The 14036-nt window shown below is 66.6% G+C and carries 13 protein-coding genes and 2 tRNA genes; 11 read left to right on the forward strand and 4 right to left on the reverse strand.

What is annotated here, in order from left to right:
• The first annotated feature begins 26 nt into the window (after positions 1-26).
• Positions 27-767: an HAD family hydrolase gene (locus ACVWZ7_RS18400; protein WP_456509147.1), complete on the forward strand. Its 741-nt coding sequence runs from the start codon at positions 27-29 to the stop codon at positions 765-767.
• Positions 768-945: 178 nt separating this feature from the next.
• Complete coding sequence (locus tag ACVWZ7_RS18405; protein WP_456508682.1) at positions 946-2070, forward strand: sialate O-acetylesterase; 1125 nt, start codon at positions 946-948, stop codon at positions 2068-2070.
• Here ACVWZ7_RS18405 and ACVWZ7_RS18410 read toward each other — a convergent pair.
• Positions 2067-3443 carry a hypothetical protein gene (locus ACVWZ7_RS18410; RefSeq protein ID WP_456508683.1) on the reverse strand — a complete coding sequence of 459 codons (1377 nt, stop codon included), beginning with the start codon at positions 3441-3443 and terminating at the stop codon, positions 2067-2069. The two genes, ACVWZ7_RS18405 and ACVWZ7_RS18410, sit on opposite strands and share 4 nt — an antisense overlap.
• A gap of 347 nt (positions 3444-3790) precedes the next feature.
• Between ACVWZ7_RS18410 and ACVWZ7_RS18415 the strand changes: the two genes are divergently transcribed.
• Positions 3791-3862: transfer RNA gene (locus ACVWZ7_RS18415), tRNA-Gln, on the forward strand.
• Positions 3863-3991: 129 nt separating this feature from the next.
• Positions 3992-4064: transfer RNA gene (locus ACVWZ7_RS18420), tRNA-Glu, on the forward strand.
• 419 nt (positions 4065-4483) lie between these two features.
• On the opposite strand, the gene ACVWZ7_RS18425 is transcribed toward ACVWZ7_RS18420, so the two are convergent.
• Both ACVWZ7_RS18425 and ACVWZ7_RS18430 read right to left on the reverse strand, forming a co-directional pair.
• Positions 4484-5020, reverse strand: coding sequence for a DUF1697 domain-containing protein (locus ACVWZ7_RS18425; protein WP_456508684.1), 537 nt, complete (start codon positions 5018-5020; stop codon positions 4484-4486).
• A 13-nt stretch (positions 5021-5033) separates the two neighbouring features.
• Complete coding sequence (locus tag ACVWZ7_RS18430; protein WP_026266447.1) at positions 5034-5753, reverse strand: IclR family transcriptional regulator; 720 nt, start codon at positions 5751-5753, stop codon at positions 5034-5036.
• 130 nt (positions 5754-5883) lie between these two features.
• Here ACVWZ7_RS18430 and leuC point away from each other — a divergent pair, with 130 nt between their 5' ends.
• From leuC to ACVWZ7_RS18460, 6 genes are all read left to right on the forward strand, one after another.
• Positions 5884-7338, forward strand: a complete 1455-nt coding sequence (leuC, locus tag ACVWZ7_RS18435; protein WP_456508685.1) for a 3-isopropylmalate dehydratase large subunit — start codon at positions 5884-5886, stop codon at positions 7336-7338.
• 92 nt (positions 7339-7430) lie between these two features.
• The gene (gene leuD / locus ACVWZ7_RS18440) at positions 7431-8033 is read left to right on the forward strand and encodes a 3-isopropylmalate dehydratase small subunit (protein ID WP_456508686.1); all 603 of its coding nucleotides are present in this window, start codon (positions 7431-7433) and stop codon (positions 8031-8033) included.
• A gap of 269 nt (positions 8034-8302) precedes the next feature.
• On the forward strand, positions 8303-9628 hold the full coding sequence (gene murA, locus ACVWZ7_RS18445) for a UDP-N-acetylglucosamine 1-carboxyvinyltransferase (protein ID WP_091253277.1): 1326 nt from the start codon (positions 8303-8305) through the stop codon (positions 9626-9628).
• 10 nt (positions 9629-9638) lie between these two features.
• Positions 9639-10385, forward strand: coding sequence for a lysophospholipid acyltransferase family protein (locus ACVWZ7_RS18450; RefSeq protein ID WP_344365474.1), 747 nt, complete (start codon positions 9639-9641; stop codon positions 10383-10385).
• On the forward strand, positions 10382-11464 hold the full coding sequence (locus ACVWZ7_RS18455) for an NAD(P)H-dependent glycerol-3-phosphate dehydrogenase (protein WP_344365476.1): 1083 nt from the start codon (positions 10382-10384) through the stop codon (positions 11462-11464). Before ACVWZ7_RS18450 ends, ACVWZ7_RS18455 begins: the two co-directional genes overlap by 4 nt.
• 17 nt (positions 11465-11481) lie before the next feature.
• On the forward strand, positions 11482-12612 hold the full coding sequence (locus ACVWZ7_RS18460) for a D-alanine--D-alanine ligase family protein (RefSeq protein ID WP_456508687.1): 1131 nt from the start codon (positions 11482-11484) through the stop codon (positions 12610-12612).
• A gap of 48 nt (positions 12613-12660) precedes the next feature.
• Here ACVWZ7_RS18460 and ACVWZ7_RS18465 read toward each other — a convergent pair whose 3' ends face one another.
• The gene (locus tag ACVWZ7_RS18465) at positions 12661-13161 is read right to left on the reverse strand and encodes a DUF3515 family protein (protein ID WP_116766562.1); all 501 of its coding nucleotides are present in this window, start codon (positions 13159-13161) and stop codon (positions 12661-12663) included.
• A gap of 232 nt (positions 13162-13393) precedes the next feature.
• Between ACVWZ7_RS18465 and ACVWZ7_RS18470 the strand changes: the two genes are divergently transcribed.
• Positions 13394-14032 carry a hypothetical protein gene (locus ACVWZ7_RS18470; RefSeq protein WP_456508688.1) on the forward strand — a complete coding sequence of 213 codons (639 nt, stop codon included), beginning with the start codon at positions 13394-13396 and terminating at the stop codon, positions 14030-14032.
• The last annotated feature ends 4 nt before the right edge of the window (positions 14033-14036 follow it).

Genomic DNA, 14036 nt, shown 5'->3' on the forward strand with positions numbered 1-14036 from the left:
CTGTGAACGAGACTGTGAACGAGACCATGGCCGGCCGCACGCCGGGCCCCGCGATCCTGGCGGCGGGTCTGGGCGCCGGCGCTGTCCGTGGGGTTCTGTTCGACATCGATGACACCCTGGTGGACCTCGAATTCGCCATGACGACCGCTCTGCGTGACGTCAGTGAGCATCTCCTGCCCGGCCTCGATGAGGCCGGGTGGGTGAGGTTCGGGCGGATCTTCACCCACGAGACCACCCATTTCTACGACCGTTACCTGGCCGGTGAGTTGACGTTCAACGAGCAACGGCTGCTCCGCGGCCGGGCGGCGCTGGAGCACTTCGGCGTCGAACTGGAAGACGGCGAGCAAGCCCACCACTGGGTGACGTCCTACGCAAGCCGCCAGCACGGCTACGTCCGGGCGTTTGACGACGTCGGACCGCTGCTGGATGCCTTGGACGCCGCCGGCATTCCCTACGGGGCCGTCAGCAACAACGTCCACGACTACCAGCGCGTGAAGCTGGACGCGGCCGGGCTGGCACGGATTGCCGTCCTGGTGGGGACCGATACCGTCGGTGCCGCCAAGCCGGACCCCACCATATATCTCGAGGGTGTCCGCCGCATCGGCACCGGCCCGGGCGAAACGCTGTACATCGGCGACAACCGGCTACTCGACGCTGAAGGTTCGACGGCGGCAGGCCTCCTCGGCGTCTGGCTGAACCGCGGCGGGGAGCCGGCCCCGGGCTTCCTCGGACGCCAGGTCAGCTCCCTGCTGGACCTGCTGGCGTAGCCGGTTCCCTAGGCCTCCGCCCTATGACGGCGCCTTTCCGCCGCATTCTCTCCCCGGAATCTCCCAAGGATTTGCGCAGGTTTTACTAAAGACGCTGTAGTATTCCCTTCGAATGCAAGTTCTTTAGTGGCACGGGCGGCTTCGCCCAACGACGGATGGGGGATCCGTGTATAAAGCTATGGCCAGATACTATCGGGGGCTAGTGATTGGCCTGGCGGTTGCCGGATTGATGCTGGCGGGGGTGGTTCCCGCGCACGCGGGGACGTCCACCAAGATTCTGCATGTGTTCCTGGCGGCAGGGCAGTCGAACATGTCCGGCCGCGGCCTGCCGATCGGCGAAGCGGCCGATGCGGCGGACCCGCGGATCTTCCAGTACGGCGCAAAAGTGCGCACCTTTCGGGCCGCGACGGTCCCCCTGGACATGCACGACACTGCGACCGGGATCTCGCCCGCTACAACGATGGCCCGCGAATACTTGGAAACCCAACCCGCTAATGTTGGGGTCCTCATCATTCCCGCAGCGCACGGCCGCACCGGATTCACAAGTGCGCCGGCTACCCTCACGTGGTCTGTTGGTGCAGCGACGGCACCGGCTTTCGATCTCCCGGGCCTGGCGGTCACGCAGACTCTCGAGGGAATGGGGGCCGCGAGGGCCGCCGGCTACGTGGTGGAGGTCAAGGGCATTCTCTGGCATCAAGGCGAAAACAATTCGACGATGTCCGCCGCGGCATACGGCGCGAAGCTGGATGAGTTGATTGGGTTCTTCCGGACAAAACTCGCTGCGCCCACGCTGCCCTTTGTGCTGGGCCGCATGGCACCTGAGGGCATTGCAGCCGTGCCGGGCCGGAGCAATGTCGACACGAGCCACCAGGAGACCCCGGCGCGTGTGCCCTACACCGCACTGGCGCAGTCCAAGACCGGCGGCGTCAATGCTGGCGATACCACCCACTTCTCCCGGGACGGTATCCAGTACCTGGGGAGCTCCTATCTGGCCGGCTATTGGAATGCCGCAGGTGTAGTCGCCATTCCGCTCAGCGCACCGGTGCCGACGATCCCGGGCACCGCCAAGGTGGGCACCACGATCACCGCGATGCCCGGCACCTGGGGCCCCGGCCCGGTGACGCTGAGCTACCAGTGGTATCGCTCGCAAAAGGCCATTGGCGGAGCAACCGGGGCTTCGTACAAGCCTGGCTCCGCTGACCAGGGCCGAACGCTGACGGTGAAAGTCACTGGTTCCAAGGCTGGGTACGTCTCCGCGTCGAGGACGTCGGCCGGCACTGCCAAGGTCGCCGGCACGCGCTAGGAGGCCTGCGCCGCTGTCTGCTTCCGCCGCAGTGTCAGGAAGGCGCCCACGGAACCCAGCCCAAGCACCCCGACGAGTCCTAGCGCCATCGCGGCGTCGGACTGCCTGAGCACAGTGCCGGGAGACACCGCTGCGGCACCGGAATAGAGCGTGCCGGTGCCGTCAGCGATCCGGGCGTTCCCGTCGGCGAGCTTGTCCGCGCCCGTGGCAAGCCGTGAGGAGCCGTCGGCCAGCTTGGTGTTCCCGGCCGAGAGTTCGGAGGCCCCTGATGCCAGCGCCTGAGAGCCGTTGAGCAGGCCGGGGTTGGCCGGATCGCCCGGAGTTCCCTTGATGCCGGCGTTCAGGGCAACGGTGCCGTCGGTCATCCGGGCGGCGGCCTTGAGCAGACCCGGGTGCTCGGGATCGCCGGGAACCCCGTCCATCCCAACACGGATCTTGGAGGTGCCGTCGGCCAGGAGCCGGGTGCCCAGCACCACGCCCGGGTTGGCCGGGTCCTGGCTGTTGAGCTTGCCGGCCAGCGTGGCGAAACCGGCCGTGAGCTTTCCCGTCCCCGCATGCAATTGGCCCGCGCCGTCCTGCAGCCGCTGCGCGCCGGCCTGCAGCTGGGTGGCGCCGGCATCCAGCTTGCGTGCGCCTGCGGTGATCTTGGCGATCTTGTCTTTCACGACGGACAGAGGAACAAGGCCCTGGACAGGGTCGTTGGCAGCGGCCTGCAGGAGTTCCAGCGCCTGAGCCAAGGCAGCGGTTCCGGTTCCGGCTTCGGGATTGCCGTTGGCACCGCGGTAGCCCTTGAGCTGGTCCGTTCCTGCGGCGAGTGCGGCGGTGCCCCCGGCAAGCTGGGCGGCGCCCCCGTCGAGCTGGGTGGCGCCGTCGGCGAGGTTGTTCTCTGCGTTGCCTGCCGGCGTCGGGGTCAGGGCGGCGGACAGCTGCACGGCCCCTGCCGCGAGCTTCTGCGCACCGTCATCGACCTTGTAGACGCCGGGGGCGAGCTTGCCGTTGACGTCCGTCTCGATCTTGACGGCGCCTTCGGCCAGTTCCCCGGCGCCGGCCTGGAGCTTGTCCGCCCCCGGGGCGAGCTGGCTGCTGATGCCCGAGTAGACCTTTTCCGCCCCCGCGGAAAGTTTGCCAGCCCCGGCATCGGCCAGGCTGGCGCCGTTGGCGAGCTTACCGGCCCCGTCTTTCAACTGATCAGCCCCGGCCGAGGCCTGGCCGGCGCCGTCCTTGAGCTTGGCCGACCCGTCCGTGATGCGTCCCGTGACGAGGGTATAGAACCCCAGTACGGCAATGAGCAGCAGCGCCAGGATGGCGATGGCAATTTGCTGCCCGCGGGTCCGGGCGCGGGTCTGACTGGCGGCGGCACGACTCTGTGACACAGATGAATCCTCTCGACGGTCTCGCCGGCAGCTGCTCTGCCACCGGCCACCCCGGAAGCTGTGATGCAGCTAACACTGGAAAATAGTCGCAAAGCTGCCCGCAGCAGAGTGGGGGAGGGGTGGTTACTCGTTGGTAACTTACCGAGCGTAAACTTGTTTCCGCCGGATTGGCAAGGGTGGGCCCGGGTTTTCCGGCTGGGGCCGTCCCGTTCGGGGCGGAGGGGGCCGTTCGCCCCGGCGCCGGATCCCCGATTTGTGCAAGTGAAAACTCTCGGGTAAAGTAATTACTCGTGCTGAGGCGCCGGGAGCGAGGGTTTAGGCCCAAACATCCGGTCCGAAAGTGCCATTGGGATATGGTGTAATTGGCAACACTACGGTTTCTGGTACCGTCATTCTAGGTTCGAGTCCTGGTATCCCAGCTCTGAAAATTCTCGGATTTCCGCGAATATTCGGAAGTTTTGAATCGGCTGAGCCGATTTGAAACAGCGGCCAAGTGTATGAAACAATCATTTGGCTTGAATGGCAGAAATGCTGTTCTGGAAGTACGCGGCCCCATCGTATAGCGGCCTAGTACGCTGCCCTCTCACGGCGGTAACGCGGGTTCGAATCCCGCTGGGGTCACAATGGAAGCGGTCCCGGGCATCAGCCCGGGGCCGTTTTGCTTTTCCCTGATGGCCGCCCGGGAACCCCCGTTTACCCCGGAACCCCCACTCATCCCGTCGATTGCTCCGTAACTGCCCTTCTGGCGGGTCAAAAGGGCGGCTACGGAGCAACCGATGCAGGGTGACAAGGAATCAGGCCATTGGGGCTATGTCCGCCGAGGCAACGGTTTCGTAGATCTCCCGGTGTAGCGCGGCGGTTTGGTGGAGCCCGTTGTGGCCCGGATAGCTTGAGGTCCGCCGCCTGGAGTCGTTCAACGCGCAACTGAAGACAGTCGCCCGTGGAGTCGCCCGTGGGTGACGGTTGCAGGCTCAAGGCCCTGCGGCAGGGGCTGCGGGCTCCGGTCCGGCCGGCCTGCCTGCGGGCTCCGCCCCGGCCGGCTACAACCCGGCCGCGGCGTCGCGGACTTTCACCATGGTCCGAAGATTCCGGGTGGTGGTGGCGGCCTTGTACTTGGCCTTCGAGGAGAGCTTGCTGAAAGGACTGTCCAGGGTTCCGCCGGTGGGGGCGAGCCACGCCAGCGCTTCCGGACCCAGCTGCGTGAGCTCGGTCCCGTCCAGGGCACGGCCCGACTCGAAGAGTTCTGCGAGCACGCCGGTATCGGAGGCGAGGGTCAGGTAGGTGTGGGTGGATGCGTCGTCGGCCGGGTAGGGGCAGGCCTCCACGAGGGCCGTCACCCGGTCCGCCGTCAGCACCACCACCCAGGCGTCATAGCCGAAGGTCTCCCGCAGGCACGCCTCGAATTCCTGTTTGACGCCGGCCTGGTCCAGCTCGCTGGCCAGCACCACGTTGCCGCTGGCCAGCAAGGTCTTGACGCCGGCAAAGGGACGGGACTTGAGCGCGTTCTTGAGGTCGGCCATTTTGATGTTGATACCGCCCACGTTGATGCCCCGCAGGAACACCGCATAGCTTTTCATGGGCACAGCATACTTAGTCGTTGGTCTTGCGGAGCGCTTCCGTGAGGACACGGCCGGCGTTGCAGACCACTTCGGCGTGCAGCCGTCCCGGCTGGCGGGTCAGGCGCTCGATTGGACCGGAAATGGAGACGGCGGCAATCACGCGGCCGGACGGTCCGCGGACCGGGGCCGAAACGGAGGCGACACCAGGCTCGCGTTCGCCGAGGCTCTGCCCCCAGCCCCGGCGTCGTACTCCGGCCAGAACGGTGGGGGTGAAGCGGGCGGACTGGAGGCCTTCCAGCAGGCGGTCGTGATCTTCCCACGCCAGCAGCACCTGGGCGGCGGAGCCGGCCTTCATGGACAACTGGGTGCCGACGGGGATGGTGTCGCGCAAGCCGATCGGCCGCTCGGCGGAGGCCACGCAAACGCGCCAGTCACCCTGGCGCCGGAAGATCTGGGCGCTCTCGCCGGTGGCGTCGCGCAGTTGCATGAGCACGGGCCCGGCGGAGGCGATGAGACGGTCTTCGCCGGCGGCGGAGGCCAGTTCCACCAGGCGGCTGCCCAGGACAAACCGGCCCTGGATGTCGCGGCTCACGAGCCGGTGGTGCACCAGGGCGAGGGCCAGCCGGTGCACGGTAGGCCGTGCCAGCCCGGTCGCAGCAACCAGCTGCGCCAAGGTGGTGGGGCCGGCCTCAAGTGCGTCAAGCACATGGGCCGCTTTATCGATGACACCGACTCCACTAGAATTGTCCATGTAATGATATTGACGTCTCATTATCTGAGATGCAAGTCAATGCGCTGGCGTATTACTTGGCTGTGCTGGTTCAGTGGAAGCAACAGCCCGCAGGAACGCACATTAATCACCGCAGTGAAGGGAGAAGGCCGTGGCAAAGACACTGGCCGAGAAAGTCTGGGACGCGCACGTGGTGCGCAAGGGGGACGGCGAAGGAGCCAACGCCCAGCCGGACCTCCTTTTCATCGACCTCCATCTGGTGCATGAGGTTACGTCGCCGCAGGCATTTGAAGGCCTGCGGCTCGCCGGCCGCAAGCTGCGCCGCCCGGACCTCACCATCGCCACCGAGGACCACAACACTCCCACGCTGGACATCGACAAGCCAATTGCCGACCTCACCAGCCGGACCCAGATCCAGACCCTGCGCAACAACTGCCAGGAGTTCGGCGTCCGCCTGCACTCCCTCGGCGACGCCGAGCAGGGCATCGTGCACGTGGTGGGTCCCCAGCTGGGCCTCACGCAGCCGGGCATGACCGTGGTTTGCGGCGACTCGCACACCTCAACGCACGGCGCCTTCGGGGCGCTCGCCATGGGCATCGGCACCTCCGAGGTGGAGCACGTCATGGCCACCCAGACACTGTCGCTGAAGCCGTTCAAGACCATGGCCATCAATGTCGAGGGCACGTTGCGCCCCGGGGTGAGCGCCAAGGACGTCATCCTGGCCGTCATCGCGAAGATCGGCACCGGCGGAGGCCAGGGCTATGTGCTTGAGTACCGCGGCTCCGCCATCCGGGCCCTGTCCATGGAAGCCCGGATGACCATCTGCAACATGTCCATCGAGGCAGGCGCCCGCGCCGGGCTGGTGGCTCCGGACCAGACCACGTACGACTACATGTATGGCCGCCCGCACGCGCCCCAGGGCGCAGAGTGGGACGCAGCCGTCGAATACTGGAACACGCTGAGCACTGACGACGGCGCGGTGTTCGACGTCGAGGTGGACCTCGACGCCGACACTCTGGAACCGTTCGTGACGTGGGGGACCAACCCGGGCCAGGGCGTGTCCCTGTCCGCGAAGGTGCCCTCGCCGAATGACTTCGGCGACGAAAACGCCAAGGCCGCCGCCGAACGCGCCCTGCAGTACATGGGGCTCGAGGCCGGCACGCCGATGAAGGACATCCGCGTGGATACGGTATTCCTGGGCTCCTGCACCAACTCCCGGATGGAAGACCTCCGTGCCGCAGCGGACATCATCCGCGGCCGCACCAAGGACCCCAACATCCGCATGCTCGTTGTTCCGGGCTCGGCCCGGGTACGCCTGGAAGCCGAGGCCGAGGGCCTGGACAAGGTCTTCAAGGACTTCGGCGCCGAATGGCGGTTCGCCGGCTGCTCGATGTGCCTGGGCATGAACCCGGACCAGCTGGAAGTGGGCGAGCGGTGCGCCTCCACATCCAACCGCAACTTCGAAGGACGCCAGGGCAAGGGCGGCCGGACCCACCTCGTCTCGCCCGCAGTGGCGGCGGCGACGGCGGTGCGCGGCACGCTGAGCTCGCCCTCGGATCTGGACCCCGCTGCGGAGTCCGCGGCGCTCCGAACCGGCGTCGCCTAGCCCCTCCCCGGATCTGAAGCGCAGGCCGCAAACCCGGCCCTGAAGCCCAGATCCACCCAGCCTCGATCCATACAGCCTGAGAAGGATCCGCCATGGAAAAGTTCACCACCCACACCGGAATCGGTGTCCCGCTGCGCCAGAGCAACGTCGACACGGACCAGATCATCCCCGCCGTGTACCTCAAGCGCATCACCCGCACCGGCTTCGAGGACGCGCTCTTCGCCGCCTGGCGCAAGGACCCGTCGTTCATCCTGAACCAGGCGCCGTTCAACGCAGGATCCGTCCTGGTGGCCGGCCCCGACTTCGGCACCGGCTCGTCCCGTGAGCACGCCGTCTGGGCGCTCAAGGACTACGGCTTCAAGACCGTGCTCTCCTCCCGTTTCGCCGATATCTTCCGCGGCAACTCGGGCAAGCAGGGCCTGCTCGCCGCCGAGCTGGCCCAGGACGACATCGAACTCATCTGGAAGGAGCTCGAGAACGCCCCCGGCACCGAGGTCACGGTGGACCTCGTCTCCAAGACCGTGCAGTGCGGCAACATTGTGGCGCCGTTCGAGATTGATGACTACACGCGCTGGCGCCTTCTGGAAGGCCTGGACGACATCGGGCTGACCCTTCAACACGAAGAAGACATCACCGCGTACGAGGCCACCCGGCCCTCCTTCAAGCCCAAGACGCTGCCCGCCCGGTTGTCCTAGGACCCCGGGGCAGTGCCCCCGGCTCCGGGGCTCCGGACTTCGGGACGCCGCCGGCCGCTGAGTCCGGTGATGATGTGCCGCCGTCGAGTCCTAAGACTCGACGGCGGCATTCGTTTTCTTTCGTGTTCGTCGGGGCTGGACATCCGCACAAACACCCGCCGCGCGCCCCGCCGAAGGGCTCCGTATTTCGGATCGGTAACGGATACTCCTATGCTTAGCTGGAGCCTTTGTAAGGATTTGGGGGCGAGTAGTCGTGAGGAAACCGGTATATGAGTAGTGTTCTGACAATCCGCGGAGGCGTCCCGCTAACTGGCCGCGTCACCGTTCGCGGGGCCAAGAATCTTGTCCCCAAAGCCATGGTGGCTGCCCTGCTGGGCAATGAACCATCGGTGTTGCGCAACGTCCCGGAAATCAAGGACGTCGAGGTTGTCACGAGCCTGCTCCAACTCCATGGCGTCAGGGTTGATAAGGACCCCGTCACCGGTGATCTGACGCTTGACCCGAAGGGTGCCAAGACCGCCTCCAGCACGGCGATCGACGCCCACGCCGGCGATTCGCGCATCCCGATCCTGCTGTGCGGGCCGCTGATCCACGCCATCGGCGAGGCCTTCATCCCGGACCTGGGCGGCTGCAAGATCGGCGACCGTCCGATCGACTACCACTTGAATGTCCTGCGCCAGTTCGGCGCCGTGGTGGAGAAGCGCCCCGGCGGCATCCACATCTCCGCCCCGAACGGCCTCAAGGGTGCCAAAATTGCCCTGCCGTACCCGTCCGTCGGCGCCACCGAGCAGGTCCTGCTGAGCGCCACGCGCGCCGAGGGCATCACCGAACTCTCCGGAGCGGCCACCGAGCCGGAAATCGTGGACCTCATCGCGGTGCTGCAGAAGATGGGCGCGATCATCAGCGTCCAGACTGACCGGACCATCCGGATCGAAGGCGTCCAGGACCTCGGCGGCTACAACCACCGCGCCCTCTCCGACCGCAACGAATCGGCCTCCTGGGCTTCCGCGGCCTTGGTCACCCGCGGCGACATCTTTGTTGAAGGCGCCACGCAGCGCGACATGATGACGTTCCTGAACACCTACCGCAAGGTCGGCGGCGGCATGGACATCGGCGACGACGGCATCCGCTTCTACCACCGCGGCGGCAAGCTCAACCCGCTGGTCCTCGAAACGGACGTTCACCCGGGCTTCATGACCGACTGGCAGCAGCCCCTCATCGTCGCCCTGACCCAGGCCGAGGGCGTCTCGATCGTGCACGAAACCGTGTATGAGAACCGCTTCGGCTTCACCGAGGCCCTCATCCGCATGGGCGCCAACATCCAGGTGCACCGCGAGTGCCTCGGCAGCGTGCCGTGCCGCTTCGGCCAGCGCAACTTCCTGCACTCCGCCGTGATCTCCGGACCGGCGCAGCTCAAGGGCACCGACATCGACGTGCCGGACCTGCGCGGCGGGTTCAGCCACCTGATCGCCGCACTGGCCGCCACCGGCACCTCCCGCGTCACAGGCATTGACATCATCAACCGCGGCTACGAGCGCTTCACCGAGAAGCTTGCGGGCCTCGGCGCCGATTTCGACATCACGTCGGCCAAGTAGCGGGGGCCCTGTGAAGGAAACGGCCAAGAGCCACGCCACATTTGTGACAGTCGCCGGGATCGTCCGGCCGGTGATGAATCTGCTGATGCGCAAGAAATGGGAAGGCCTGGAAAAGCTGCCCGCCGGGGGCTTCATCGCCGCCCCCAACCACTGCACGGAGATCGACCCGCTGGTAGTGGGGCACATGCTCTACAACCAGAAGCGGATGCCGCACTTCCTCGCCAAAGCCAGCCTCTTCAAGGTTCCGGTTCTGGGGGCGATCCTGCGGTCCACCAAGCAGATCCCGGTGGAACGCACGACGGCGGGAGCGAACCGCTCGCTGCAACTCGCCAAGGAGATCGTGGACGAGGGCGGGGCGATCATCATCTACCCGGAAGGGACCCTGACCCGGGATCCTGACCTGTGGCCGATGAAGGGCCACACCGGCGCCGCGCGCATGGCGCTGGAGAGTGGCATCCCCGTGGTGCCTATGGCCCATTGGGGTGCCCAAGAGGTCCTGCCCCGCTACGCCAAGCGTTTGTACCTCTTCCCGCGCAAGACGTCCCGCCTGGTAGTAGGGGATCCCGTGGACCTGAGCGCCTTCGAAGGCCGCCCGCTGGACCGGGCGACGCTCACCGCCGCCACGAACGTCATCATGAACGCGATAACCGGCCTCCTGGCCGGGCTGCGCGGCGAACAGCCGCCGGCAGAGCGCTGGGACCCGGCAGCGCACAACCAGCCCACCCACGGCCGCATTGACCCGGACGTCACCACATGACCGCGGAATCAGTGACGGCGGATCTTCCGGCGCCGGCCTTCCGGGAAACGGATTCCGCCACCACCGTGGCTGTCCTGGGGGCGGGCTCATGGGGGACCACCTTCGCTAAAGTGGTCGCCGACGCCGCCACCGCCTCCGGAGTCGAGCGCAGCATCCGACTCTGGGGCCGACGTCCGGAAGTCGTCGACCAGATCAACGCACTGCACGTCAATGAGCAGTACCTGAAGGACATCAAGCTTCCGTCCAGCATCACGGCGTCCACGGACGTCGCCGCGGTTCTGGCCGGTGCGGAACTCGTGATCCTGGCCGTTCCGGCGCAGACCCTCCGCCCGCAGCTGCGGGCCTGGAAGAAGCACCTGACGCCGGGCGCCGTCGTCGTATCCCTGATGAAGGGCCTTGAGCTCCACACCGATGCCCGCATGAGCGAGGTCATCTGCGCGGAGCTGGACCTGCCCGCCAACCGCGTCGCCGTGGTTTCCGGGCCCAACCTGGCCATGGAGATCGCCCGGGACGAGCCGACTGCGTCCGTTGTGGCCTGCACGGATCCGATCACGGCAGGCTGGATTGCCCGCAGCTGCACCGCGCCCTACTTCCGCCCTTACACCACCACTGATGTGGTCGGCGTCGAAATCGGCGGAATCGTCAAGAACATCATTGCCCTGGCCGTGGGAATCTGCGAAGGCAAGAAAATGGGGGACAACACCAAGGCCTCGGTGATCACCCGCGGCCTGGCGGAGACCTCCCGGCTGACCCTTGCCCTGGGCGGCGAGGCCCGGACCATGGCCGGGCTCGCCGGCCTGGGCGATCTCGTGGCCACCTGCTCCTCCCCGCTGTCCCGAAACCACACCGCCGGCCGGCTGCTTGGCAAGGGACTGACGCTCGATCAGGTCACGGCCGAGATGAAGCAGACCGCGGAAGGCATCAAGTCCAGCCAGGCGGTCCACGAACTTGCCGGAAAGCTCGGCGTCGACATGCCGATCACGGCAGCCGTCGTCGCCGTCCTGGCCGGAAAACTGTCCGTAGACGAACTGGGTCCGCTGCTGCTGTCCCGGGACCTGAAACCCGAAGGCGATTACTGAGAGTGTCAGAGAACAACATGACCACAGAAGCCCGCACAGGCCAGTCCAAACCCCGCGTCGCGGTGCTCTTCGGCGGCCGCTCCAGCGAGCACGCCGTCAGCTGCGTGACAGCCGCCGGCGTCCTCGGTGCGATCGACAAGGACAAGTACGACGTCATCCCCATCGGGATCGCCAAGACCGGCCAGTGGGTCTTGGCCTCCGGCGACACCAACGAATGGTCGCTCTCGGCGACGTCGCTGCCTGAAGTGGCGCCGTCGACGCAGACCGTGGCGCTGGCCGAGATCGGCGGCGAGCACCAGTTGATCGTCGCCTCCCCGAACGCGGTTCCGCAGGAACTCGGCGCCGTCGACGTCGTTTTCCCGCTCCTGCACGGGCCGTTCGGCGAGGACGGGACCATTCAGGGCCTCCTGGAACTCTCCGACACCCGCTACGTGGGCGCCGGCGTGCTGGCGTCAGCCGTCGGCATGGACAAGCACTTCATGAAGGTGGTCTTTGAGTCGGCCGGGCTGCACGTGGGGCCGTACATCGCCGTGACCGACCGGCAGTGGCTCACGGATCCCGAGACCGTCCGCAAACGCGTGGACCAGCTCGGCTTCCCCGTGTTCGTCAAGCCGGCCCGGGCGGGGTCCTCCATGGGCATCTCCAAGGTGGATTCGCTTGAGGGCCTGGACGCCGCGATCGAGGCTGCCCGCGAGCACGACCCCAAACTGGTCATCGAGGCCGGCATCACGGGCCGCGAGATTGAATGCGCCGTGCTGGAAGGCCGGGGGACCGATGCTCCCCGGACGTCCATGCCGGGCGAGATTTCCGTGGCGGGCGGCGGACACGAGTTCTATGACTTCAACGCCAAATATGTGGACGACGCCGCCGCGCTCAGCTGCCCGGCCGACCTTCCCGACGAGGCAATCGCCCGGGTACGGGAACTGGCCGCCGTCGCCTTCGATGCTGTCGGCGCCGAAGGACTGAGCCGGGTCGACTTCTTCTACACGCCTGAGGGCGAGCTCATCATCAATGAGATCAACACGATGCCCGGGTTCACGCCCAAGAGCATGTACCCGCAGATGTGGAAGGCCACTGGCCTGGGCTATGCGGAACTGATCGACGAGCTGATCTACCTCGCGCTGTACCGCAAGACGGGGCTGCGCTAGGCCCCGCGGGGCACTGGCGCCGGGCCCGGCGTCACGGCGCCGGGTCCCTTACTTGCTGGTCGGCAGGTTCTGCAGGTCCTCTTGGCCGACGCAGTTCCGGGTGGCCTTAATCTTCAGCGCCGCCGGGGAGAGATCCGCCAGTACGGTAGCCGAGCTGATCTTGTCGGGATCCATGAGGATCTCTGTGGCCGGTTCGCGGCCGAACGTCGTCAGCGTCCACACCGGGTTGCCTTCTTTGATGACCCAATCGACGCCGTTGACGCTCACGCAGCGGTCCGTCGTGGGGCCCGGAACGTTGACACCGCAGCGCAGGATCACCAGGGACGGGTCTCCCCAGGCCGCCGTCGCCTGGGCATTGGTCTTGCGCAGCTTGGCGTCGCCAATGGCATCGGGAAGGGCCAGCATCATGGGTGCGCAGGCAGCGTTCGCGGCGTCCTTCGCGGGCGTGACGTCGACTACCGGTGAGCAGGATGTCAACGCCAGGCCGGCTGCGGCAGCCGCCACAAGAAGGGGAAAACGCGCGGAAACAAGGCGGCTGAACGGGAGCATTCATCCAGCTTAACCCGCCCCGCGTGGCGCTATGGCCACACTTTCGGGTCTGCGGGTAGCATCTCTTTGAACAGCCTGACTCTAGCCTTCGAGTAGACTGGGACCTCGTGCACCTCTGGGGCTCTGCCGACAATGACGTTAGTGTTGGCCGCATAACGCACACCTGATTCAATCTCGCACTGTGGGGGAGGGACTGTCGATGACGTCGTGCAGCCGAAAGAAAACTATACGAATGGGGCTGGGAGCTTTGCTCCTGGCCGCCTCAGTCGCGGGCACGGCGACAGCCGCAAACGCCGATGACCTGGTGGTCCCGAGCCCCTTGGCTCCGGCGGTCTCACCCTCCCAGACGCCCGCCGACCCGGGACCGACAGTCCCGGCGACGGATCCGGCGCCCGTTACGCCGACCGAACCCGTGATCGTGCCGACGCCGGTGGAAACTCCGGCCCCGCCGGTTGTGACGCCGGTTCCGGTGGACCCGGCCCCGGCGCCGGTAGTCCCGCCCGTCGTACCTGTCGTGCCCGTCGAGCCGCCGGCTGTGCCGCTCGAGACGCCCGCTCCCGTGGTGGAAACCCCGGCCGTCGTTGCACCTGTCGCGCCGGCCCCCGTCGTTGAAGAAACCCCGTCGGAGACGCCGACCCCCACGCCCACCCCAACGGCCGCGCCGTCGACGGCCCCCGCCGTCATCGCCACGCCTACCGACCCTCCCGTCATGGTGAAGTCAGAGGTCCAGGCTGCAGTGGCCGTTGCCACTGGTAGCCCCTTGGCTGTTCAGGCCATTACCGTGCTTGTCCTGCTGGGCTTGGGCTTTGTCTACTTCAGGTTCATCAGCTCGAAAAAAGCCACTGGTCTTCCGCGCACCCGTAAGTCCTGACACC

Source organism: Arthrobacter sp. TE12232 (genome assembly GCF_054062615.1).

Excerpts from the sequence above, each read along its gene's own strand:
- ACVWZ7_RS18400 (WP_456509147.1), top strand. The coding sequence starts at position 27 with ATGGCCGGCCGCACGCCGGGCCCCGCGATCCTGGCGGCGGGTCTGGGC.
- ACVWZ7_RS18405 (WP_456508682.1), top strand. The coding sequence starts at position 946 with ATGGCCAGATACTATCGGGGGCTAGTGATTGGCCTGGCGGTTGCCGGA.
- ACVWZ7_RS18425 (WP_456508684.1), bottom strand. The coding sequence starts at position 5,020 with ATGAAAAGCTATGCGGTGTTCCTGCGGGGCATCAACGTGGGCGGTATC.
- ACVWZ7_RS18430 (WP_026266447.1), bottom strand. The coding sequence starts at position 5,753 with ATGGACAATTCTAGTGGAGTCGGTGTCATCGATAAAGCGGCCCATGTG.
- leuD (WP_456508686.1), top strand. The coding sequence starts at position 7,431 with ATGGAAAAGTTCACCACCCACACCGGAATCGGTGTCCCGCTGCGCCAG.
- murA (WP_091253277.1), top strand. The coding sequence starts at position 8,303 with ATGAGTAGTGTTCTGACAATCCGCGGAGGCGTCCCGCTAACTGGCCGC.
- ACVWZ7_RS18455 (WP_344365476.1), top strand. The coding sequence starts at position 10,382 with ATGACCGCGGAATCAGTGACGGCGGATCTTCCGGCGCCGGCCTTCCGG.
- ACVWZ7_RS18460 (WP_456508687.1), top strand. The coding sequence starts at position 11,482 with ATGACCACAGAAGCCCGCACAGGCCAGTCCAAACCCCGCGTCGCGGTG.
- ACVWZ7_RS18465 (WP_116766562.1), bottom strand. The coding sequence starts at position 13,161 with ATGCTCCCGTTCAGCCGCCTTGTTTCCGCGCGTTTTCCCCTTCTTGTG.
- ACVWZ7_RS18470 (WP_456508688.1), top strand. The coding sequence starts at position 13,394 with ATGGGGCTGGGAGCTTTGCTCCTGGCCGCCTCAGTCGCGGGCACGGCG.